The sequence below is a fragment of the Micromonospora sp. NPDC005194 genome, from assembly GCF_040608335.1.
In the GTDB taxonomy this organism is placed as follows: Bacteria; Actinomycetota; Actinomycetes; order Mycobacteriales; family Micromonosporaceae; genus Micromonospora.
This window is the reverse complement of the sequence record NZ_JBEXIA010000033.1, coordinates 47,938-70,099: the sequence shown is the minus strand read 5'-3', so window position 1 is coordinate 70,099 and position 22,162 is coordinate 47,938. Positions and strand designations below refer to the sequence as shown.

Sequence of the window (22,162 nt, the reverse complement as noted above, 5' to 3'; positions counted from 1 at the left end):
GCCACGCCGCCCCGGCGTCGGTCAGGGCTGGCCGGGCGCGGCGGTACGGTGGCCGCATGACCGATCAGCAGCCCGTCACCCGCGCGTACGCCGTGACCGGCATGACCTGCGCGCACTGCGTGCGTGCGGTCACCGACGAGCTGTCGGCGCTGCCCGGTGTGCGGCAGGTCCAGGTCGACCTGGCCTCCGGCACCGCGACGGTGACCAGCGACAGCCCGCTGCCCGACGAGTCGGTGCGGGCGGCCGTCGACGAGGCCGGCTACGTGCTGGACGCTGGCGGTGCCTGAGCAGGCCGCCACCGTGCCGGACCGGAGCACGGTCCGGCTGGCGCTGGTGGTCGGCGGGCTGGTGCTCGCCGTGCTGCTCGGGTTCGGCCTCGGTCGCATGAACGGCACCACCACCACCGGCGGCAGCAGCGCTGCGGCACTGACCGCCGACCACACCCACCCGCCGGGCACCGGGGCCCACGACCACGGGTCCGTGACGGGCGCCGACCAGGGCGCTGCCGCCGACCCCGGCGGTCTGTCGGTCAGCTCGGCCGGATACACGCTCGTCCCCCTGGCCACCGAGTTTCCGGCCGGCCGCCCCGGGCAGTTCCGTTTTCAGGTACGCGACGTGCAACGCCGCCCGGTCACCCGGTTCGCCGTCGTGCACGACAAGCCGATGCACCTCATCGTGGTCCGTCGGGACCTGACGGGCTACCAGCATCTGCACCCGACCATGGCGGCGGACGGCACCTGGACGGTGCCGGTGACCCTCGCGCAGCCCGGCGTCTGGCGGGCGTACGCCGACTTCACGGTGGTCGCCGACAACGGCGGCCAGAGCGCGTTGACCCTCGGGGTGGACCTGGTCGTGCCGGGCACGTACGAGCCGCGTGCCCTGCCCGGCCCGGCGACCTCGACGACGGTGGACGGGTTCAGCGTCGCCTACCAGGGCAGCCCGCAGGCCGGTGTCACGGTGCCGCTGACCTTCCGGATCGACGGCGCGGACGGTGACGCGGTGCTGGAGCGCTACCTCGGGGCGTACGGCCACCTGGTGGCGCTGCGCGAGGGCGACCTGGGCTACCTGCACGTGCACCCCGAACCGGAGCTGGCCGACGGCCAGGTGAAGTTCTGGCTGACCACCCCGGGCCCGGGCCGCTATCGCCTCTACCTCGACTTCCAGGTAGCCAACAAGGTCCACACCGCCGAGTTCACCCTGACGGTCCCCTGACCCCCGGCCTCCCGCCCGCCCCCCGGGGCCCCCCGTTGATCATGAAGTTATTGCCACTCGCGTCGGTGTGTCGCGGCAATAACTTCATGATCGACGCGCGGAGGGGGTGGGAGGTGGGGGGTGGGGGTGGGGGGTTAGCCGGCTCGGCGGGTGGGGCGGCGGGCCAGGTAGCGGAGGAGGTCGCGGATGTGGTGCTTTTCCTCGGCTGGGACGGTGGGATCGGCCAGGCGGTCGAGGATGGCCCGGACGTCGGCCTCGACCGGGCCGTCATCGCTGCGGCGCCGGGGCACCGAGCCCGCGTCGGGCAGCCCGAGCGCCCGGAACGCGGCAGCCACCGGCAGATCCAGCGCGGCGCAGAAGCCGCGTACCTTGGCCAACTCGGGGTAATCCTGCCAGTCACCGGCGAGCCAGCGGAACACTGTGGAACGGCCCACGCCCGTGTGCGAGGCAAGATCAGTCACGGTCCATCCGCGCTCGTTGCGAGCGTCGTCGATGGCGCGCCGGACGAAGCGGGCGAACGCCATCTGCGGTGACACGTCTGCGGAACCCATTCCGGTATGTCTTTCCCCCCGGCCGAGCACTGGGAAGATGTGCCTCCCGAGCGTAGTACGCCGGGAACCGGAAACCACTGACTGACCGCACAAACTGTCCCACCGATGAGACTCCAACTCGGGCAGTATTCGTACCGGCACCCAGCGATCATCGTCGTTCTTCCACTAAGCTCGGTGCCCGTCCCGGCACGGCGCACGCGCGCGTGCCGCCGATCGCCCGGACCACCGCCGAGGAGCACCATGGCCGAATCGAGCCGTCCGCTGCCGTACCAGCCCGGTGCGGTGAGCCTCTTCTTCGTCGCCAAGGCCGGCGTCTTCGCCGCCGGGTTCTGGATCTGGTTGCTGGTCCTGGTGCTGCGCACCAGCACGGCGACCGGCGCCCACGTGCTGGCCGCCACCGGCGCGATCACCACCACGCTGGTCGCAGTGGTGCTGGGCGCCCGGGTGGCGCTGCAACGCAACGCGGCCATCCGGCACGCCGAGACGAAGAAGCTGCTCGTCGACATCTCCTGGAACGCGTTCACGGCCGCCGGCAATGCCGAGAGCTCGGGAAAGGTGGTGCCCTTCCCGAGCAGCGCCGGTGAGGACGACCACCCGACCCTGCGCCACGGCGGGGACCGGGTGTCGGTCTTCGACCGCTCCGGCGTCCGGGACCGGGGCAACAACGGCGACCGCCGACGCTGAAACCGAGTCCACGGCGACGGCCGAGGCCGGCCGGCGGTGACCGCGTACCGCCGGCCAGCGGTTGGGCTCCTAGACGGCGGGCGGCTCGTCGGCGGCGAGCAGGGTCTCCAGCCGGGGTGTGACCCGCCACTGGTCGACGAGTTCGCGGTACTCCGCCTGTCGGGGGTCGGCGGTGCCGCTACGGCGGGCTCGGATCAGCAGGTTGCGGGGCGTGTGCTGGGAGTCGACGAACTCCACCACCTCGGCCCGGTACCCGTGCACCCGCAGCAGCCCCGCGCGCAGCGCATCGGTGAGCACGTCGGCGAAGCGTTCGCGCAGGATGCCCTGCCGGGTCAACAGCTCGTACGGCGCCGGGGTGGGCTGGGCGCGTAGCTGCTTGGCCAGGTCGTGGTGACAGCACGGCGCGGCGAGCACCCAGCGGGCCTCCCAGCGCACCGCGCGGGCCAGCGCCTCGTCGGTGGCGGTGTCGCAGGCGTGCAGCGCCAGCACCAGATCCGGGGCGGGGTCGACAACGGCCTCGGCGATCGTGCCCGCGACGAAGCTGACCTTGTCGGCCCAGCCCAGTCGCTGCGCCAACTCGGTGTTGCGCCGCCGCTGGTCCTCCCGGACGTCCACGCCGATCAGCTCGACGTCGAGCCCGCGACTGGCGAGGTAGCGGTACGCGGCGAAGGTCAGGTAGGCGTTGCCGCAGCCCAGGTCGACCACCCGCAGCGGGCCGGTCAGATCGGCGGGCAGGGTCGCGGCCAGAGCGCGCAGGAACGCGTCGACCTGGCGGCGCTTGGCCGCCGAGCCGCCGATCTCCGCGAAGATCGGGTCGCCCGGATCGAGCAGGTATTCCTTGGCTCGGTCGTTACCACTCGGCGTCGCCGCCGGTCGGGTCGTCGCGGCCCGGTGCACCTGCGCCTCACCGGACTTGGTCACCCGCAGTTGGAGGGTCGCGTCGGCCGTCTCCACGTGCCAGTTGCCGAAAGGCTCGGCCAGGAGTTCGTCGACCGCCACGGCGGCCTCAGGACCGGGGGCGACGTTGCGGGTGTGTGGGCGCGCGCCGTCGGAGGTGGCGATCTGCAACCGCGGGCCGGCCTTGAGCGTCACCGGACGCAGCTCGGCCCGCACGACCGTGGGTCGGTGTCCGCGGCGGCGCCCGGCGGCGACCGCCCGGGTCAGCGCGGGGTCGAGCAGCAGTGCACGAACCTCGGTCAGGGCGGCATCCAGTGGTTCCGGCATCGTTCCATTTTCGGCAGGTGGGGTGGGAAGGCGACATCCCCCGTACCGCGCTGAGGCGGTGCGGGGGATGTCGGGTGAATCTCGCTGCGTCAGTCCGCGGTCGCCTCGGCCGGCGTACCCGCGCCGGAACCGCCACCACGGCTGCGCCGGCGGCGGCGCGGCTTCGACGCCTCGCCCTCGGCGGCGGCGGAGGCCGGCTCGGCAGGTGCCGCGTCGGCCGAGATCACCGCGGTCGGCTCGCCCGCGACCGTCTCGCCAGCGCGGCGGCGACGCCGGCGGCGCGGGGTGCGGCTGGCGTCGTCGCCGGCGGCGTCCGTGGGTGCCTCGGCGGCCGGCGTGCCGGCGTCGGTGCGGTCCCGGCGGCCGTCGCCACGGCCACGGCGCTCACCCCGGCCGTCGCCGCGGCTCTCACCGCGTCGAGGGCCCCGACCGCCGCTGTCGCCCCGGCGGGAGCGGGTCGTCCCGCCCAGATCCTCTTCGATCTCGGCGGACAGCCCGGCCCGGGTGCGCTCGGCAGTGGGCAGGGTGCCGCTGACCTCGGTGGAGATGTGCAGGTCGGTGTAGAGGTGCGGCGACGTGTGGTACGTCTCCGGCGGCTCCGGCATCTCCAGACCGAGGGTCTTGTCGATGATCCGCCAGCGCGGCATGTCGTCCCAGTCGACGAAGGTCACCGCGACGCCGGTCGCCCCGGCCCGGCCGGTACGACCGATCCGGTGGGTGTAGGTGTCCTGGTCTTCCGGGCAGTCGTAGTTGATCACGTGGGTGACGCCGGTGACGTCGAGCCCACGGGCCGCCACGTCGGTGGCGACCAGGATGTCGATCTTGCCGGCGCGGAACGCCCGCAGCGCCCGCTCACGGGCGCCCTGACCGAGGTCACCGTGCACCGCGGCGACCGCGAACCCGCGGAAGTCGAGATCCTCGGCGACCCGGTCGGCGGCCCGCTTGGTGCGGGTGAAGATCATGGTCAGCCCGCGCCCCTCGGCCTGGAGGATGCGCGCCACCACCTCGACCTTGTTCATCGAGTGGGTGCGGTAGACCAGCTGCTGGGTCTGCGGCGACGGCCCGGTCTCGGCGGTGTGCCCGGCGTGGATCGTCATCGGCTGGCGCAGGAAACGCCGGGACAGGGTGACGATCGGGTCCGGCATGGTCGCCGAGAACAGCATCGTCTGCCGGTCCTCCGGAAGCATCGCTAGGATCTTCTCGACGTCGTCGAGGAAGCCCAGGTCGAGCATCCGGTCGGCCTCGTCGAGGACGAGCGCGTGCACCCGGTCCAGTCGGAGGTGCTTCTGCTTCTGCAGGTCCATCAGTCGGCCCGGGGTGCCGACCAGAATCTCGACGCCCTTGCGCAGCGCGTCGATCTGGGGCTCGTACGCCACGCCGCCGTAGATCGGCAGCACCCGGACGCCGCGCGTCCGGCCGGCGGCGGCCAGATCCTTGGCGACCTGGATGCCCAGCTCACGGGTGGGGACGACGACCAGCGCCTGGGGGACGCCGTCGCTGCCCTCGCTCGGCGCGAAGACCCGCTCCAGCAGCGGTACGCCGAAGCCGAGGGTCTTGCCGGTGCCGGTGGGCGCCTGGCCGATCAGGTCGACGCCGCGCAGCGCGATCGGGATCGCGTACTCCTGGATGGCGAACGCGCGGGTGATGCCGGCCGCGGCCAGCGCCTCGACGGTCTCCTCGCGGGCGCCGAGGGCGGCGAAGGTGGGAGCCTCGGGTCGAACCGGGGCGGTGGGGGCCAGTTCCTGGCCGTCCATCAGATCTTGAGTCAGCTCGCTCATGTGGATGTGGGGGTGCCCTCTCGTGGGTGCGCCCCGTCTCGTCCTCAGGGCGCGTTCGGTATGACGCGGGCCACACGGTCGGCGGCAGAGTGCCGAGCCGGACCGGGCCGCACGCGCGCCGCGGGCTGAGCTTTCGATCAGATCGGCGCCCACGGCAACTGCTCTATGCTACCTGAACAGGCAAGCTCACGTCCCGATTCCCGGTCGGCCAGCCGGCACGCGGGGGCATCGAATGTGACCTGCGCCACACTTCCTCGGGCGCTCGTCCGTGCCCCGCACGGGCCACCCGGCGCCCGTCCCGCACGGTAGCCTGCGCTCGTGTCCGCGCCGACCACCCCCGGTCCCGCCGTCGCCGACCTGCTGGGCCTGGTCGCCTTCGGTGAGCTGCTCGCCTTCGAACGCATGGCCGGTGACGCGCGACTCGCCCCCGACCTGCACCGACGTGCCGCGTTGAACCAGATGGCCGCGGCCGAGATCGGCAACTACCGCCGGCTCGCCGACCGGCTCACCGCGCTGGGTGTGCCGCCGGAGGAGGCGATGACGCCGTACGTGCAGCCGTTGCAGGCGTACCACGACTCCACCGAGCCGCGGGACTGGGCGGAGGTGGTCACCAAGGCGTTCGTGGGCGACGCGATCACCGACGACTTCATCCGGGAGATCGCCGACGCGCTGGACGAGCCCGACCGGGCGCTGGTGCTGGACGTGTTGCACGACTCCCGGTACGCGGAGTTCGCCGTCGCCGAGATCCGGCTGGCCGTCGCCGCCGATCCCCGGGTGGCCGGTCGGCTCTCCATGTGGGCCCGGCGGCTGGTCGGCGAGGCGTTGTCCCAGGCCGGCCGCGTCGCCGCCGAACGGGCCGCACTCACCGTGCTGATCGCGCGGGGCGACCGGGTCGACGTGCCGGGGCTGTTCGGGAGGCTCACCGCCGCACACACCGCGCGAATGGCGGTCGCCGGACTGAACAACTGACCGCCACCCGTCGGGCGCGGAACCGGCCCGCGGCAGGTGGCCTGGAAACGCCTACCTGCCGCGACGGCCGGACCGGTCAGCGAACGGTGAAACCGACCGCTCGGGGGGACGCCTCGGCGATCTCGACGTAGGCGACCTTCTCGACCGGAACGATGACCCGCCGGCCCTTCTCGTCGGTCAGGGAGAGCGTGCCGCCGTTGCCGGCGAAGGCGTCGGTCACGATTTGCTCGATCTCGGCCGGCGACTGCGCGCTGTCCAGAACCAGCTCGCGCGGCGCGTACTGCACGCCGATCTTGACCTCCACTGTGCCTCCTCAACTGGGGCGATAACCGCCCTGCGAAGGCTATCCGATCACGGGGTCGGCGGTCAGGCTGACTCACCTTGCAGCGGGAAGCTCGCGATGCCCCGCCAGGACAACGCCGCCACCAGAGCCTCGGCCTCCGCCTTCGGCACCTGCCGGCCACCGGCCAGCCAGAACTGCGCGGCGGTCTCCGCCGCGCCGACCAGCCCGGAGGCGAGCAACTCGGCGTGCGACCGGCTCACGCCGGTGTCCGAGATGATCGTGTCGGTGATCGCCGCGATGCAGCCCTGCTCGACCCGCTCCACCCGCTGCCGCACCGCCGGGTCGTTGCGCAGGTCCGACTCGAAGACGAGGCGGAACGCCTCGCTCTCGTGATCGACGAAGTCGAAGTACGCGCGCACCGACGCGCTGACCCGCTCCTTGTTGTCGCTGGTGCCGCGCATCGCCTCGTGCACCTGAGCGACGATGGCGTCACAGTGCGTGTCTAGCAGGGCCAGGTAGAGGTCCATCTTTCCCGGGAAGTGTTGGTAGAGCACCGGCTTGGAAACCCCGGCCCGCTCGGCGATGTCGTCCATCGCCGCGGCGTGGTAGCCCTGCGCGACGAATACCTCCTGCGCCGCCGCGAGCAGCTGCTTACGGCGCGCGGAGCGGGGCAGGCGGGTGGGCCTGCCAGCAGTCTGTGCGCCGTTCCCCACAGCGGTCATGGGATCCTCCGAGTTCTCCGTACGGGCCGGCATTTTCCCCCCAGACCGGGGCGGCCCTCGACCGCGTCGTGGAAATGGCCCGCCGCTGTAACTTATCGCCACTCTCCCCACACGGTAGCCTCAGCGAGGGCGACCAAGGAGCGCGCGGTGAGTGAAACAGGGCAACCCGGAGCCGCCACCCCGGGAGAGCACGGTGACGGAACGGGTCAGCACGACGACCCGGGCCGCTCCGGCAGCGGGTGGGCGCCCTCGACGGGCGGGTGGTCCCCGTCTGTCGAGCGCGAGGCGGCCGGGGAGCAGGCACCACCGTGGCAGCGACCCCCCGCGTCCGGTTGGCGCGCCTCCTCCACCAGGCACGGCGACCTGCCCGCGCCTCTGCCCGGGCTGACCGGTGACTCCGAGCGGCCGGCCCGGGTCAACGGCCACCACACCAACGGTGTCCACCACGACGAGGCCGAGATCGACAGCGACAGCGAGAGCAGCGGCGACAGCGAGATCAACGGCGTCCGCCACGGCGATGCGGAGATCAACGGCGTCGCGCACCTCAACGGTGGGGCCTCGTCGGGCCGCCAGACGCCGGTGAGCGCGCCGCCCGGGCGGACCGCCGAGGACCGGCCCGACGTGGGCGGGGGTCGGCTGGTGGTGCCCGCCCAGCGTCCCGCGCCGGCCGCGGAGCCGGGGGAGGCCGACACCGGCCCACCCCGGCACTCCACCACCGACCCTGCCGCGCCGCGCAGCGTCCGCTGGGCCGACCCCGGTCTGCCCAGCACGGCGCCGGCCGCCATCCAGGTGCCGCCCGTCGGCACGGCGGCCTCGGGTTTCGAGGTTCCGCCCGGTCTCCGCGCGCCCACCGGCGAACGGCCGGCCGTCGACGATCAACCGGCCGTTTCCCGCGGTTGGCAGGTCCCGCCCGCAGCCGAGGCGTCGGCCGAGTCGGGGCGTGCCACCGGGCGCGGCGACGACCCCGAGCCGGAGCGCCCCACCGGAGACACGCACCGAGCGGGTGAGTCTCCTTCCATCGAGCCGGACTGGTCCGGGCCCAATTGGAACCGCCCGAGCTGGGGCAGTGGGTGGGCGCCGCCCTGGTCCCGCCAGGACGGCGAGCCGGCCGGCCGACCGGCGCGGGACGAGTCCACGCCGGGCTGGGTCGCCGAGCCCCACCTGCCGTACGAGCCGGTGCGCGCCGAGCCGACCCGTCCGTACGAGCCGGTGCCTGCCGAGCCGCCCCGCGCGTACGACGTCACCCGGGACGCCCCCCAGGCCGGGGCGGACGCCGACCGCGGCACGCCCACGCGCCCGTCCTGGGCCGGTGAACGTCCGGCCGCGATTCCGACCAGCGTGCCTCCGGAAGTCTCCCGGCCCGAGCCGGCCGAGCGGCCCTCCTGGGCCGGTGGGCCGACGCCCGAGCCGACCGGCGGGCTCCCCGCGGCCCGCCCGTCCTGGGCCGCGCCGGCCCCGGTCAGCGCGGCGGCCGACCCGTCGCCTCGCGCGGGCGGCACGGACCCCACCCCGACCAGCGGCCCGCCCGTTCCCCCACGCACTGCGCCGCCCGCCGCCGAGCGCCCCTCCTGGGCCGGCGCCCCCACCCCGACCAGCGGCCCGCCGGCTGTTGAGCGCCCCTCCCGGGCCGGCGGCCCCGCACCCACCAGCGGTCCGCCGGCCGTTGAGCGCCCCTCCTGGGCTGGGGGGTCTGCCCCCACGAGTGGTCCGCCGGCCGTTGAGCGTCCGTCGTGGGCCGGAGGGTCTGCGTCGGGCGGTGCCGCTCGCGCCGAGCCGACCAGTGGCCCGCCGGCCGCTGACCATCCCTCCTGGGCTGGCGGCTCGGACCCGACGCCGGCCAGCGCCCCGCCGTCGCGCCCGTCCTGGGCCGGCCCGGCATCGGCCCTCCCGCCGCCGCCCCGCCCCTCCTGGGCTGGTGGCCCCGACCCGACGCCGACCAGCGTCCCGCCGTCGCGCCCGTCCTGGGCTGGCGATCCGACGCCCGGCGGCACTTCGGCGAGTACGCGCCCGTCCTGGGCAGGCCCGGCACCTGTCGATCCGCCCGCGCCGGTCGATCCGCCGCCGGCGCCCGCCGGCCCACCGCCGACGTTGACCGATGCGCCGCCACCGGCGACACCCGTCCGTCCGGTGGCCGAGCGGCCCTCGTGGGCCGGTGGATCGCCGACACCCGTGGCGGCCGAGCGACCCGACTGGTCCGAGGGCCGCATCCCGGCAGCTCCGGCCGAGCGTCCCTCCTGGCCGGCTACCCGGCCGGCGACCTCTCCCCGGGCGAGCGACGCGGGTGAGTCGACCGGCCCGGTCCGGCCGACCGGACCGTTCCGGCTCCGACCAGCGACTCCCGAGCCGCCCGAGCCGTCGCCCGCCGAGCCGACTGCTGCCGCCCCGACGGCGGCCGGTCCCTCCCTCGCCGGTGCCCCGCTTCCCTCGGCCAGTGCCGGTCCGGCCTCCGCCGCCAGCGGCCCCGGGCGTCACGACCGGCCGTCACCCGCGTCCTCCCCTCCCTACGCGGCTCGCCGATCCGCCCCCGACCCGGCGTCGCCGGTCGAGCCCGCCGACGGCGGGCGACGGCCCGACACGTCGGCGGTGCTGCCGCAGCGCGTCCCCGCGGAACCGGACGTGCCCGTTGTGCCGGAGCCGCCAGCCGTGGAGCCACCCGCCGAAACCCCAGAACTCGCGCGCATCGCCACCCACCTGCGCCGCGACGACGAGCCCGCTCCGTTGCGGGAGCGTCCCGAGGGGTTCGACGTCAACGCCATCCTGGACGCGGTACGGGAGGTGGCCGGCGTTCGGGACGCCGCCCTGCGCCGTACGCCGGCCGGCGCGCACAGCCTCCGGCTGGACCTGGCCGACGGTGCCGATCCGGCCGAGGTGAGTCGACAGGTGGCCCGGCTGCTCCAGGAACGGATGGGGCTGGCCGCTGCCCCGCAGAACGTGCCCGGCCTGCCCACCACGCCAGCCCCGCCGGTCCGCCGTCGCGCTGCCGAGCCGCGATCCGCCGACCCGCGCCCCGCCGAGCGACGAGCTGCCGAGACGCGTCCCGTCGAACCGCGATCTGTCGAGGCGCGGCCTGCCGAGCCGCGCGACACCGGCGCGGAACCGCGTACCGCCGAGGCGCCCTCGATCGCTCGGTCGTCGGGCGGTCGGGTCGAGGCCACGCCGGCGGGCCCGGAGCAGTGGGCCGGGCCGGACGCCGCGCGTCGACGGCGGGCGGGCGCCCCGCACCGGGGCCGCGCCACCGTCGAGGAACCCGGCTCGGTCTCGGCCGCGCCCACTGGCGGAGCCACCGGCAGCCCGGCGACGGTCGGTACGTCGTACTCCGGCGGTCAGGTGACCACGACGGAGTCGGCGCCCTCTCGGCCTCTGGACACCGGCGGCGTGCCGGGGCCGCGTGTGGTCATCGACCACGTGCAGGTCAGCACCTTCGGTCTGGACGCCAACGTGGAGGTGCGGCTGCTGGCCGGCGACGACAACGCGGCCGGGTACGCGACCGGGCCGGCGGTCGACGGTTACGTGCTGCGCCTCTGCGCGGTGGCCGCAGCCGCCGCCGTGGACGAGTTGCTGCGCGGCGCCGAGAACGCCGAGCGTGGCCGCTGCTTCGTCGAGCACGCGGCGGTGGTGCCGTTCGGCAACTGCGAGGTGGCCACGGTGGTGGTGCTGCTGGTCTGCGAGGGCTGGGTCGAGCAGCTCGCCGGCTCGGCCCTGGTGGCCGGCGATCCGCGACAGGCGGTGGTCCGGGCGACGCTGGCGGCGGTCAATCGTCGGCTGGAGGCGCTGCTGTCCTGAGTGGTCCGAGGCAGACTGGGAGGATGAAGCGCGCCTCCCTCTGGCCGGACCACCTCCTCCCCGAGGTCGGTGTGCCGCCGCCGTGGCCGGGCCGGGAGGTCCGCCTCGACGGCGTCGTCACCTATGTGCGGGACACTCCGGCGACGACCGTCGACGCGGAGCCGGCGCTGTACGTGCACGGGCTGGGCGGCTCGTCGCAGAACTGGACCGACCTGGCCGGCCTGCTCGCCGACCGGCTGGACGGCCAGGCCATCGACCTGCCCGGGTTCGGCCGCAGCGAGCCGGGCCCGCGCTACACGATCCCGGCCTTCGCCGACCTGGTGATCCGGTGGATCGAGCACTCCGGTCGAGGGCCGGTGCACCTGTTCGGCAACTCGCTGGGTGGCGCGGTCTCGGTGCAGGTGGCGGGGCTGCGGCCCGACCTGGTCCGCACCCTCACCCTGATCTCTCCGGCGCTGCCGTTTCTGGACTTCCGGCGGTCGTTGCAGGGCAGGATGCTGCCGGTGCTGGCCATTCCGCGCGGTGAACGGCTGGTCGCCCGGCGGCTCACCCAACTCGCGCCCGAGGTGATGGCCCAGCAGGTGTTGGAGGCGTGCGTCGCCGACCTCAGCCGCATCTGTGCGCAGCGCCGGGCCGAGGCGTTGGAGGAGATCCGGGTCCGGTACGAGGCGGAGCACTACGCGGCCGCGTACGTCCGGACGTTCCGGGGGCTGGTCTCCAGCTTCCTGCGGGCGTATCTGCCGGGGCCGGGCTCGCTGTGGCGGCTCGCCGGGGCGGTGCGCGCGCCGACGCTTGTGGTGGGCGGCCGGCAGGACCGGCTGGTCGACGTTCGCGTCGCGCCCCAGACCGCCCGGGTCATCCCGGACAGCCGCCTGCTGATGCTCGGCGGTGTCGGTCACGTGGCGCAGCTGGAGGTTCCCCGGCTGGTCGCCCGGGCGGTGGTCGGCCTGCTCGCCGAAACGGAGGAGGCCGCTCGGCCGTCCGATCTGGCAGGCTGACCGGGATGTTCAGGTCCGCTCGCCGCCGCCGTCGCCTCGCACTGATCGCCCAGCTGGTGGCGGTGGTGCTGGCTGTCGGCGCGGCGGTGACCGTGATCGCCGAGGGTCCGGGGGTGCCACCGGATCGGCTGACTGCCGACGAGATCGGGCCGCCGCTGGTGGCCGGGCCGCTGCCGCCGTCGGCGGCCGGGCCGCTGCCGCCGTCGGCGGATCTGTCGCCGACCGCCACCGCCACCGCCACCGCCGCGTCGCCGAGCCCGTCGCCGGTGCTGCGGTTGCCCGGTGCGGTGCCGACCGAGGGTTCCGGCCGGTTCAGCCACGACGACCACGCCGGCCCGGTGCTGGGCCGGGCGGGTGAGCTGCGCCGCTACCGGGTGGCGGTCGAGTCGGGCAGCAACGAGGACATCGCCGCGTTCGCGCAGGCCGTCCAGGTGGCGCTCGCCGGGCCGGGCAGTTGGGTCGACAGCGGCCGGCTGCGGTTGCAGCAGGTCCCGGGGGACGCTCCCCGGGACTTCACCGTCTACCTGGCGACCGCCCGTACGGCGGGCCGGATGTGCGCCGAGGGTGGCGTGGACATCCGGATCGGCGGGCGGCCGTACACCTCCTGCCGCGCGCCCGGCCAGGTGATCATCAATCTGGATCGGTGGCGGTTGTCGGTGCCGCACTACGTGTCGGCGGGCGTGCCGCTGGCGGTCTACCGGACGTACGTGGTCAACCACGAGGTGGGTCACCAGCTCGGGCACCGGCACGAGCGCTGCCCGGGCGCGGGGCGTCCGGCGCCGGTGATGATGCAGCAGACCCTCTTTCTCGACGAGTGTCGGGTCAACCCGTGGCCGTACGTCGACGGTCGGCGTTACGCCGGGCCGGCTCTCTGAGACAACCGGCCCCATGAGGGGTATTGCGGCAATAGAAGCTAAAAGCGGAGAATTGCCCGAATAATCTGGCAGGCTGGACGTCATGACGCCGTCGTCCCCTTACGGCCCGCCCGAGCCGCCCGACCGGTCCGCGTACGAGGATGCGCGTCCCACGGTCCTGCGGATGCGCCGCCGCCGACGCCGCAGCCTGTTGCTCGGCCTGCTCGTGGCCGCCACCGCCACCGCAGTCGGCGTGACCGCGACGCGGGGCGACGAACCGACGGCCGACGTACCGCCCACCCCGACCCAGGGCGGAATGGGCCTGGGCGGCGGGGAGGCCCACCCGGTGCCCAGCGGCTACCCGTCGGTCGGCGCGGGACGCTTCACCGTCGCCGACGGGGGAACATCCGTGCACGGTACGGACGGACCGCTGCGCCGCTACCGGGTCGTGGTCGAACGGGGCAGCGGTCAGGACGCCGACGCGTTCGCCGCGCGGGTGGACGAGGTGCTGGCCGACCCGCGCAGCTGGATCGCCTCCGGTGAGCTGCGGGTGCAGCGGGTGGCCGACGTCGACGCCGCCGACTTCACCGTCTACCTCGCCACCCCGGTCACGTCCGAGCGGATGTGCGCCGAGGGCGGGTTGACCACCGAGCGCTACACCTCCTGCCGGCTGCCCGGCCAGGTTATCATCAACCTGGCGCGCTGGCAGGAGGCGGTGCCCGACTACGGGGCCCCGCTGGAGACGTACCGCACCTACGTCATCAACCACGAGGTCGGCCACGAGTTCGGCGAGCAGCACGAGGCATGCCCCGGCCCGGGGGAGCCCGCACCGGTGATGCAGCAGCAGACGTACGGGTTGCAGGGCTGCCTGGCCAACGCCTGGCCGTACCTCGACGGCCGTCGCTACGGCGGCGACATCGTCCCCTGAGCGACCGGCCGCCGGTTATTCCCCTCCCGCATCGCGGGCCACGTGTCCTCCCTCATGGCCGAGAGTGGCCCGGGCGAGCAACAATGGCGCGGTTCACACCGCCGATCCCGGGGAGTCCACCGTGTCGTTGCCCCCGCTCGTCGAGCCCGCCGCCGAGCTGACCGTTGACGAAATCCGCCGCTACTCGCGCCACCTGATCATCCCGGACGTCGGGGTGGCCGGGCAGAAGCGGCTGAAGAACGCCCGGGTGCTCTGTGTCGGCGCCGGTGGCCTCGGGTCGCCCGCCCTGCTCTACCTCGCCGCGGCGGGGGTCGGCACCCTCGGCATCATCGACTTCGACACCGTCGACGAGTCGAACCTCCAGCGCCAGGTCATCCACGGCGTGTCCGACGTCGGCCGTTCCAAGGCCGAGTCCGCCGCCGCGTCGATCCGCGAGATCAACCCGCTGGTCAACGTGGAGATCCACAACACCGCGTTGGACCGCGAGAACGTCCGCGAGATCTTCGCCCAGTACGACCTGATCGTCGACGGCACCGACAACTTCGCCACCCGGTACATGGTCAACGACGCGGCGGTGCTGCTCGGCAAGCCGTACGTCTGGGGCTCGATCTACCGCTTCGACGGCCAGGCGTCGGTGTTCTGGGCTGAGCACGGCCCCTGCTACCGGTGCCTCTACCCGGAGCCGCCGCCGCCCGGCATGGTCCCGTCCTGCGCCGAGGGAGGCGTGCTCGGCGTGCTCTGCGCGTCGATCGGCTCGATCCAGGTGAACGAGGCCATCAAGCTGCTCACCGGCATCGGTGAGCCGCTGGTCGGCCGCCTGATGGTCTACGACGCCCTGGAGATGGAGTATCGCAAGATCAAGGTTCGGAAGGACCCGAACTGCGTGCTCTGCGGCGAGAACCCGACCGTCACCGACCTGCTGGAAGACTACGAGGACTTCTGCGGCGCGGTCTCCGAGGAGGCCCAGGAGGCGACGCTCGACTCGACCATCACCGCCCTGGAGCTGAAGGAGTGGCAGGACGCCGGCAAGGACATCTTCCTCGTCGACGTGCGGGAGCCGGCCGAGTACGAGATCGTGCGGATCCCCGGCTCCACCCTCATCCCCAAGGGCGACATCATCTCCGGCGAGGCGCTGGCGAAGCTCCCGCAGGACAAGCAGATCGTGCTGCACTGCAAGTCCGGCGTCCGCTCGGCGGAGGCGCTCGCCGCGCTCAAGGCGGCCGGGTTCCGCGACGCCGTGCACGTGCAGGGCGGCGTGCTCTCCTGGATCAAGCAGATCGACCCGGCACTGCCCGCGTACTGACCGGCCGCCGGGGCGACGCCACGCGGCGCCGCCCCGGCGTGGTTCTACACACCGCGGCCGACGGCGGTAAATCGACGCAAGTGCCTCCGTACGGCGCTCCGGCCGGAGCGACGCAGCCATTTCCAGCTGGCCGATTCCCCGAGGCGGGATCGTGTCTGCGCAGGTAGCGTCACCGCCGTGGTCGACTTGGAAGCCGCGATCGGGTTCGTCGTGGCGCATGGGGACGCGGTGGAACGCGCCCGCCTCTCCTGGCTGCGCAACGGCACGCCGGTGCCGCCGGAGCTGTTGGAGACGGCCGAGATCGGCCAGTCGTCGGACGGCGGCTGGCCGGCGAGCTGGGGTGGCGAGGTCGCCTCGGTCGACGCCACCTGCTTCCGCCTCGCCGAGCTGGACGACCTGGGCGCGCTGGGCCGTCCCGCCGCCCGCCGGGCACTGGACTGGTTGGCGTCCCGGCAGCAGGCCGACGGCGGCTGGGACGAGGACCTCTCGCTGACCGGCTCGGCCCCGGAGTGGGCCCGCCCCGGCGATCCGGAGGCCAAACTCTTCCTCACCGCCAACGCCGGCTTCTGGCTGACCGTCGCCGGCCTGGACGCCCGCGCCTCGGGTCCGCTCGATCACCGGGTCGGCGGGGCGTACGCCGGTGTGGTGCAGGCGGCGGCCCAGTCGATCGTCGCGCGGTTGCGCCCGGACGGCAGTTGGCCGTCGTTCCTCGCGGCGGGCTGGCTGAGCGCCGCCGTGCTGCACCGTCAGGAGATGTTCCAGGAGTCGGCGCGGATCCAGGTGGTGCTCGCCGAACGGATGCCCACGATGTCGCCGGGCGACGTGGCCTGGCTGGGGGCCACGCTGCGCCGGGTCGGCATCGACCTGCACGACTGGATCATGGTGCGGGCCCTGCGGCGGCTCGCCGAGACCCAGCGCAGCGACGGGGGTTGGGAGAGCGACGACGGTCACCAGTTCGACGTGCACGCCACGCTGTCCGCGATCCGGGCCGCCCGACCGGCGGCGGCCGGAGCCGCCGCGCAGCCGGGCTGACATCGGCCCTAGCGCAGGTGCCCGTCCCCGGTGACGACGTACTTGGTGCTGGTCAGCTCGGGCAGGCCCATCGGGCCCCGGGCGTGCAGCTTCTGCGTCGAGATGCCGATCTCCGCCCCGAAGCCGAACTCGCCCCCGTCGGTGAACCGGGTCGAGGCGTTCACCATGACCGCCGCCGCGTCGACACGGGCGACGAAGTCGCGGGCCGCGCTCGCCGAGTCGGTGAGGATCGCCTCGGTGTGCCCGGTGCCGAAGCGGCGGATGTGCGCGACCGCCGCGTCCAGCGAGTCGACCACCGCGACCGAGATGTCGGCCGACAGGTACTCGGTGGCGAAGTCCTCCTCGGTCGCCTGGACCACGGCGGCGGAGTAGGCGGTCACCTCGGGGGAGCCGTGCACGGTCACGCCGGCCTCGGCGAACGCGGCCAGCATCGGCGGCAGGAACGCGTCGGCGACGTCCGTGTGCACCAGCAGCGACTCGGCGGTGTTGCAGGTGGACAGGCGCTGCGTCTTGGCGTTCAGCGTCACCGCGACGGCCTTCGCCACGTCCGCGGCGGCGTCGACGTAGACGTGGCAGTTGCCCACCCCGGTCTCGATCACCGGCACCGTCGACTCCTCGACCACGGTGCGGATCAGCGACGCGCCGCCACGCGGGATGAGCACGTCGACCAGCCCTCGGGCGCGCATCAGCTCCTTGACCGAGTCGCGGGAGCTGGCGTCGAGCAGCTGCACCGCGTCGGCCGGCAGGCCGGCGTCGGCGATCGCGTCGCGCAGCACCGCGACCAGCGCGGCGTTGGAGTGCGCGGCCGAGGACGACCCGCGCAGCAGCGCCGCGTTGCCGGACTTGAGGCAGATCCCGGCGGCGTCCACGGTCACGTTCGGGCGTGCCTCGTAGATGATGCCGACCACCCCGAACGGCACCCGGATCTGGCGCAGCTCCAGGCCGTTGGGCAGCGTCGAGCCGCGGACCACCTCGCCGACCGGGTCCGGCAGCGCGGCCATCTGGCGCAGCGCGTCGGCGATGCCGGCCACCCGGCCCCCGTCGAGGGCGAGCCGGTCCAGCACGGCCGCGCTCAGCCCGGCCTCCCGGCCGGCCGCCAGGTCCGTCTCGTTCGCGGTCAGGATCTCCGGGGTACGCGCCACCAGCGCGTCGGCCATCGCCACCAGCGCGGCGTCCTTGACCGTACGGGTGGCCACGGCCAGGTCGGCGGCGGCGTCCCGCGCCCGTCGCGCCTGCTCGACGACGCTCATGCCGGCACTCCGCTTCGCTCCGTGCCGTCCTGAGGCACCGACGCCCTGAGCTGATGATTCATTCGCTGGCGCTCACTCATCGACTACTCCTCAGCTGGGCGGTTGGCTTACAGCAGTACGAGGTCGTCGCGGTGGACGACCTCCCGTTCGTACGCCGGGCCGAGCGCCGCGGCGAGTTCGGAGGTGGAGCGACCGAGCAGCCCGGGCAGTTCCACCGCGTCGTAGTTGACCAGGCCACGGGCGACCGGGGCGCCGGCGGTGTCGACCAGGTCCACCGGGTCGCCGGCGGTGAACGTGCCGTCCACGGCGGTGATGCCGGCGGGCAGCAGCGACTTGCGCCGCCCGACGACGGCGGCCACCGCGCCCGGGTCCAGGTGCAGCCGCCCTCGGGGCGAGGTGGCGTGGGCCAGCCAGAACAGCCGGGCCGTCGGGCGCTGCCGCTGCGGATGGAACAGCGTGCCGACGGGCTCGCCGGCCAGCGCCGACGTGGCCAGGTCGGCGGAGGTGAGCACCACGGGGATGCCGAAGCCGGTGGCGATCCGGGCCGCCTCGACCTTGGTCACCATGCCGCCGGTGCCGACCCCGGACCGGCCGGCGCCGCCGATGGTGATCCCGGCGAGGTCCTCGTCGCTGCGGACCTCCGGAATTCGGGTCGACTGCGGGCGGGCCGGGTCGCCCGTCCAGAGCGCGTCCACGTCGGAGAGGAGCACCAGCAGGTCGGCGTGCACCAGCGCGGCCACCAGGGCGGCCAGGCGGTCGTTGTCGCCGAACCGGATCTCCTCGGTGGCCACCGTGTCGTTCTCGTTGACGATCGGGACCGCGTGCAGGTCGAGCAGTTTGCGCAGCGTGCGGTACGCGTTGCGGTAGTGCGCCCGCCGGGTCACGTCGTCGACGGTGAGCAGCACCTGCCCGACGGTGCGGCCGTGCCGGGCGAAGCTGGCCGCGTACCGGCCGATCAGCAGGCCCTGGCCGACGCTGGCGGCGGCCTGCTGGGTGGCCAGGTCGCGCGGACGTCGGATCAGCCCGAGCGGGGCGAGGCCGGCGGCGATCGCGCCCGACGAGACCAGCACGACCTCGCGTCCCTCGGCGGCGAGTCGGCCCAGGGTGTCGACCAGCGCGTCGACCCGCTCGTCGGCCAGGCCGCCGGTGGCGGTGGTCAACGAGGAGGATCCGATCTTGACGACGACCCGTCGGGCGGCCGTGACTGCGTCGCGCACCCGCCCATTCTGCGTGGTCACGCCCGCGTCGCCCGGCGGCGTTCCCATATGGTGGCCGATTGTGACTCCTGACGAGTACGTCGAGGCGGTGCTGGACCTGGTGGAGCGGATCCCGCAGGGTCGGGTGATGTCGTACGGCGGGGTCGCCGACGCCCTGGCCGAGCGCTCGGGCCGTTCCTCCGCGCGCCTGGTGGGTTCCATCATGGCCCGGCACGGCGGCTCGGTGCCCTGGCACCGGGTGGTGACCGCTGGTGGCCGGCTTCCACCGGGTCACGAGCGGGAGGCGCGGGCCCGGCTGCGGGCCGAGGGGGTCCCGTTGCGCGGCGAGGGCGTGGACATTTCGGTGGCCGGTTGGTCGCCGGATGAGGGGATGTGACCTGCCGCATAACGTGAGTAACATTCGGCCCCATGAACCAGCCGCCGGGCGCCGCCAGCCTGCCCGCCGCCGGCCCGGATGCGGCCAGCCTGCCCGCCGCCGGTCGGCTGCCCCGCCCGGTACACGCCGGGTACGCGCTCGGCTCGCTGGCCACCGGCGCGTTCGGCACGGTGCCCGGTCTGCTGCTGCTGCCGTACCTGACCGACACGCTCGGCGTGGCCGCCGGGCTCGCCGCCCTGCTGGTCCTGCTGCCCAAGGCATGGGACGTGCTGGTCAACCCGGTCGCCGGGCGGATTTCCGACCGCACCCGGTCGCGCTGGGGCGCACGCCGGCCGTACCTGCTCGTCGCCGGTCTCGCGCTCGCCGTGCTCTTCGCGGCCATCTTCGCCGCGCCGTTCGGCAACGGGCCGGCCGCCGCGGCGTACGTGGCGCTCGCCTTCCTCGCCACGGCGACCGCGTTCGCCTTCTTCCAGGTGCCGTACGTGGCGATGCCCGCCGAGATGACCGACGACTACGCCGAGCGCACCCGGCTGATGACCTGGCGGATCGCCGTGCTGGCGCTGACCATCCTGGTCTCCGGCGCGGTGGCCCCGCTGGTCGTGAGGGCCGGCGGCGACGGCGTGCCCGGGCACCGCTGGATGGGCCTGTTCGTGGCGGCGCTCATCGTCATCGGCGCCCTCGGCGCGTTCCTCGGCACCCGGTCCGCGCCCGGTGGCGTGGTAGGCGCCAGCGAGCCGACACTGCGCGCCCAGCTCGCCGTGGCGGCCGCCAACCGGCCGTTCCGGGCGCTGCTGGTCTGCTTCGTGGTGCAGTCCGCCGGCGTGGCGACCATCCTCGCCGGGGTCAACTACTTCGCCGGGCAGATCCTGCGCGACGAGCAGAGTGGGCCGACCCTCCTCTTCGCCTGCTTCGTCGGGCCGGCGCTGCTGGTGATGCCGCTCTGGTCCCGCGTCGGCGCCCGGTTGGGCAAGCGGTCCGCGCTGGTCGCCGCCGGGCTGATCCTCGCCGCCGGGGCGCTCGCCCTGGTCGCCGCCCCGCTGCTGCCCCCGGTCGTCGTCTACCTGGTGGTCGCGGTCATCGGCGTCGGGTACGCCGGGCAGCAGGTGTTCGCGCTGGCCATGCTCCCGGACTGCATCGCGTACGACACGGCGCGGACCGGCCGCCGGCAGGCGGGCGTCTTCACCGGCCTGTGGACCGCCGGGGAGACCCTCGGCCTGGCCCTCGGCCCGGGCATGTACGGGCTGGTGCTCCAGCTCTCCGGCTACGTCTCCTCCGACACCGGCACGGCTGCCGCCCAGTCCGACACGGCGCGACTGGGCGTTCTCCTCGGCTTCACGATCATCCCGGCCCTGCTGCTGGGCCCGCCGGTCCTGCTCCTGCGCCGCTACACCCTGACCCCCGCCGTCCTGGCCTCCACGCGGGGCCAGCACACCACGGCGGTGGGCCGCATCGAGAAGGGCACGACGATTCCATGATCGACGAGAACACGGTCGGGGCGGGGGCGCTGTCCCGCGACGGGGTGGCCGCGGACGTCGCGCTGGCGGAGGTTCGACGGCTGCGCGCGGGCGACCGGCCCACCCACGGCGGGCGGCTGTTCGCGTACGTGTACGACCCGGCGGTGCCAGGGCTCGACGACCTCGCCACCGCCGCGCACCGGGAGAGCGCGCACGTCAACGGGCTCGACCCGACCGCGTTCCCGTCCCTGCTGGCCATGGAGAACGCGCTCGTCGGCGCTGCCGGCCGGGTGCTCGGCGGCGGGCCGGGCACGACCGCACCCGACGTGGTCGGCAGCGTCACCAGCGGCGGCACCGAATCGCTGATCCTCGCCGTCAAGGCGGCCCGGGACGCCCACCCGGAGATCACCGCACCCCGGATCGTGGTGCCGGCGAGCGCCCACGCCGCGTTCGCCAAGGCGGCGCACTACCTGCGGGTGGCGCTGGACGTGGTGCCGGTCTCGGTGGACACTCTGCGCCCCGACCCGGCCGCGATGGCCGCCGCGATCCGCCCGGAGACGGTGCTTGTCGCCTGCTCCGCGCCCTCGTACGCGCACGGGGTGGTGGACCCGGTGGCCGAGATCGCCGCCGTGGCCGCCGACGCCGGGGTGCGCTGTCACGTCGACGCCTGCTTCGGCGGCTGGACCCTGCCGTACCTGCGTCGTCTCGGCGAGCCGGTGCCGGCGTTCGACTTCACGGTGCCCGGGGTCACCTCCATCTCGGTCGACCTGCACAAGTACGCGTACGCCCCGAAGGGCGTGTCGGTGCTGCTGCACCGCGACGCCGCGGGACGCGCCCCGCAGTACTTCGCGTACGCGGACTGGCCGGGCTACACCATGATCAATCCGGTGATCGCGTCCACCCGCTCGGGTGGGCCGATCGCCGCCGCGTACGCCACCCTGCGGCACCTCGGCGACGCCGGCTACCTGCGGTTGGCCGCCGTGACCCGGGACGCGGTCGCCGGCCTGGCCGACGCCGTCCGCGCCGTCGACGGTCTGCGGCTGATGGCCGAGCCGGAGTCGACAGTGGTCTGCTTCACCGCCACCGAGGATGGACCCGACCTGTTCGTCCTGGTCGACGAGCTGACCGCGCGTGGTTGGCACACCCAGCCCCAGCTGTCGTACGCCGGTCTGCCGGCCAGCGTGCACCTCACGGTGACCGCCTCGGTCGCGCCCCGGGTGGCGGAGTTCGGCCCGGATCTCGCCGCCGCGGTGGCGGCGGCCCACGCGGCCGGCCCGGTGCGGCTGCCCGCCGAGTTGGCGTCCCTGGTTGGCGCCCTCACCCCCGAGGCGCTGACCCCGGAGGTGGTGGTCGGCCTGGCCGCCGGGCTCGGCCTGGGTGGCGGGGCCGACACAGGTGCGGCGGGGCCTCTGCCGGATCGGATGGCGCTGGTGAACACGCTGCTCGACGCCGCCCCGCCGGCGCTGCGCGAACGCCTGCTGGTCGAGTTCGTCGGTCTGCTGCAACGCCCCACCTGGGGTTCGGACGACTGAACGCCGGTGCCC

General features: G+C 74.2%; 18 protein-coding genes and 2 pseudogenes. 13 read left to right on the top strand and 7 right to left on the bottom strand.

All coding sequences use genetic code 11. From position 1 onward, the window contains the following. Window positions 1-56: 56 nt before the first annotated feature. On the top strand, window positions 57-287 hold the full coding sequence (locus ABZU53_RS24635) for a heavy metal-associated domain-containing protein (RefSeq protein WP_354854407.1): 231 nt from the start codon (window positions 57-59) through the stop codon (window positions 285-287). Then, window positions 280-1,212 carry a hypothetical protein gene (locus ABZU53_RS24630; RefSeq protein WP_355067731.1) on the top strand — a complete coding sequence of 311 codons (933 nt, stop codon included), beginning with the start codon at window positions 280-282 and terminating at the stop codon, window positions 1,210-1,212. The genes ABZU53_RS24635 and ABZU53_RS24630 overlap by 8 nt, the downstream gene beginning before the upstream one ends. Window positions 1,213-1,346: 134 nt before the next feature. Here the strand turns inward: ABZU53_RS24630 and ABZU53_RS24625 are convergent, their stop codons facing one another. Next, window positions 1,347-1,763 (bottom strand): helix-turn-helix transcriptional regulator, encoded by a 417-nt coding sequence (locus ABZU53_RS24625; protein ID WP_354854403.1) that lies wholly within the window; start codon window positions 1,761-1,763, stop codon window positions 1,347-1,349. A gap of 240 nt (window positions 1,764-2,003) precedes the next feature. Between ABZU53_RS24625 and ABZU53_RS24620 the strand changes: the two genes are divergently transcribed. After that, on the top strand, window positions 2,004-2,447 hold the full coding sequence (locus ABZU53_RS24620; RefSeq protein ID WP_355067729.1) for a hypothetical protein: 444 nt from the start codon (window positions 2,004-2,006) through the stop codon (window positions 2,445-2,447). Window positions 2,448-2,516: 69 nt separating this feature from the next. Here ABZU53_RS24620 and ABZU53_RS24615 read toward each other — a convergent pair whose 3' ends face one another. Continuing rightward, window positions 2,517-3,671, bottom strand: coding sequence for an SAM-dependent methyltransferase (locus ABZU53_RS24615; RefSeq protein ID WP_354854396.1), 1,155 nt, complete (start codon window positions 3,669-3,671; stop codon window positions 2,517-2,519). Window positions 3,672-3,760: 89 nt separating this feature from the next. Beyond that, window positions 3,761-5,449, bottom strand: a complete 1,689-nt coding sequence (locus ABZU53_RS24610; protein ID WP_355067727.1) for a DEAD/DEAH box helicase — start codon at window positions 5,447-5,449, stop codon at window positions 3,761-3,763. 318 nt (window positions 5,450-5,767) lie between these two features. Between ABZU53_RS24610 and ABZU53_RS24605 the strand changes: the two genes are divergently transcribed. Next, window positions 5,768-6,418, top strand: a complete 651-nt coding sequence (locus ABZU53_RS24605; protein WP_355067725.1) for a ferritin-like fold-containing protein — start codon at window positions 5,768-5,770, stop codon at window positions 6,416-6,418. A 76-nt stretch (window positions 6,419-6,494) separates the two neighbouring features. Here ABZU53_RS24605 and ABZU53_RS24600 read toward each other — a convergent pair whose 3' ends face one another. Next, complete coding sequence (locus ABZU53_RS24600) at window positions 6,495-6,722, bottom strand: DUF3107 domain-containing protein (protein ID WP_030329796.1); 228 nt, start codon at window positions 6,720-6,722, stop codon at window positions 6,495-6,497. Window positions 6,723-6,784: 62 nt separating this feature from the next. Then, entirely contained in the window at window positions 6,785-7,423 is a 639-nt protein-coding gene (locus tag ABZU53_RS24595) for a TetR/AcrR family transcriptional regulator (RefSeq protein WP_039909051.1), read from the bottom strand. 2,442 nt (window positions 7,424-9,865) lie between these two features. On the opposite strand from ABZU53_RS24595, the pseudogene ABZU53_RS24590 reads away from it, so the two are divergent. From ABZU53_RS24590 to ABZU53_RS24565, 6 genes and pseudogenes are all read left to right on the top strand, one after another. Next, a pseudogene (locus ABZU53_RS24590) lies at window positions 9,866-11,206 on the top strand (hypothetical protein); the annotation flags it as partial. 23 nt (window positions 11,207-11,229) lie between these two features. Further along, a complete protein-coding gene (locus ABZU53_RS24585) occupies window positions 11,230-12,204 on the top strand; it encodes an alpha/beta hydrolase (RefSeq protein ID WP_355067723.1) in 975 nt (324 codons plus the stop codon). 5 nt (window positions 12,205-12,209) lie between these two features. Further along, the gene (locus tag ABZU53_RS24580; protein ID WP_355067721.1) at window positions 12,210-13,079 is read left to right on the top strand and encodes a DUF3152 domain-containing protein; all 870 of its coding nucleotides are present in this window, start codon (window positions 12,210-12,212) and stop codon (window positions 13,077-13,079) included. An 82-nt stretch (window positions 13,080-13,161) separates the two neighbouring features. Continuing rightward, a complete protein-coding gene (locus tag ABZU53_RS24575) occupies window positions 13,162-13,986 on the top strand; it encodes a DUF3152 domain-containing protein (RefSeq protein ID WP_355067719.1) in 825 nt (274 codons plus the stop codon). Between the two features lie 54 nt (window positions 13,987-14,040). Continuing rightward, window positions 14,041-15,289: pseudogene (gene moeZ / locus ABZU53_RS24570) on the top strand (adenylyltransferase/sulfurtransferase MoeZ). 126 nt (window positions 15,290-15,415) lie between these two features. Beyond that, on the top strand, window positions 15,416-16,321 hold the full coding sequence (locus ABZU53_RS24565; RefSeq protein WP_355067743.1) for a prenyltransferase/squalene oxidase repeat-containing protein: 906 nt from the start codon (window positions 15,416-15,418) through the stop codon (window positions 16,319-16,321). A gap of 8 nt (window positions 16,322-16,329) precedes the next feature. On the opposite strand, the gene ABZU53_RS24560 is transcribed toward ABZU53_RS24565, so the two are convergent. Both ABZU53_RS24560 and proB read right to left on the bottom strand, forming a co-directional pair. Further along, a complete protein-coding gene (locus tag ABZU53_RS24560; protein ID WP_355067718.1) occupies window positions 16,330-17,571 on the bottom strand; it encodes a glutamate-5-semialdehyde dehydrogenase in 1,242 nt (413 codons plus the stop codon). Window positions 17,572-17,678: 107 nt separating this feature from the next. Next, window positions 17,679-18,836, bottom strand: a complete 1,158-nt coding sequence (gene proB, locus ABZU53_RS24555) for a glutamate 5-kinase (RefSeq protein WP_354854383.1) — start codon at window positions 18,834-18,836, stop codon at window positions 17,679-17,681. Window positions 18,837-18,849: 13 nt separating this feature from the next. Between proB and ABZU53_RS24550 the strand changes: the two genes are divergently transcribed. From ABZU53_RS24550 to ABZU53_RS24540, 3 genes are read left to right on the top strand one after another with little or no spacing between them, the layout of a single operon-like run. Continuing rightward, a complete protein-coding gene (locus ABZU53_RS24550; protein WP_354854381.1) occupies window positions 18,850-19,164 on the top strand; it encodes an MGMT family protein in 315 nt (104 codons plus the stop codon). A gap of 32 nt (window positions 19,165-19,196) precedes the next feature. Then, entirely contained in the window at window positions 19,197-20,639 is a 1,443-nt protein-coding gene (locus ABZU53_RS24545) for an MFS transporter (RefSeq protein WP_355067716.1), read from the top strand. Next, entirely contained in the window at window positions 20,636-22,150 is a 1,515-nt protein-coding gene (locus ABZU53_RS24540; protein WP_355067714.1) for an aminotransferase class V-fold PLP-dependent enzyme, read from the top strand. Before ABZU53_RS24545 ends, ABZU53_RS24540 begins: the two co-directional genes overlap by 4 nt. Window positions 22,151-22,162: the final 12 nt, after the last annotated feature.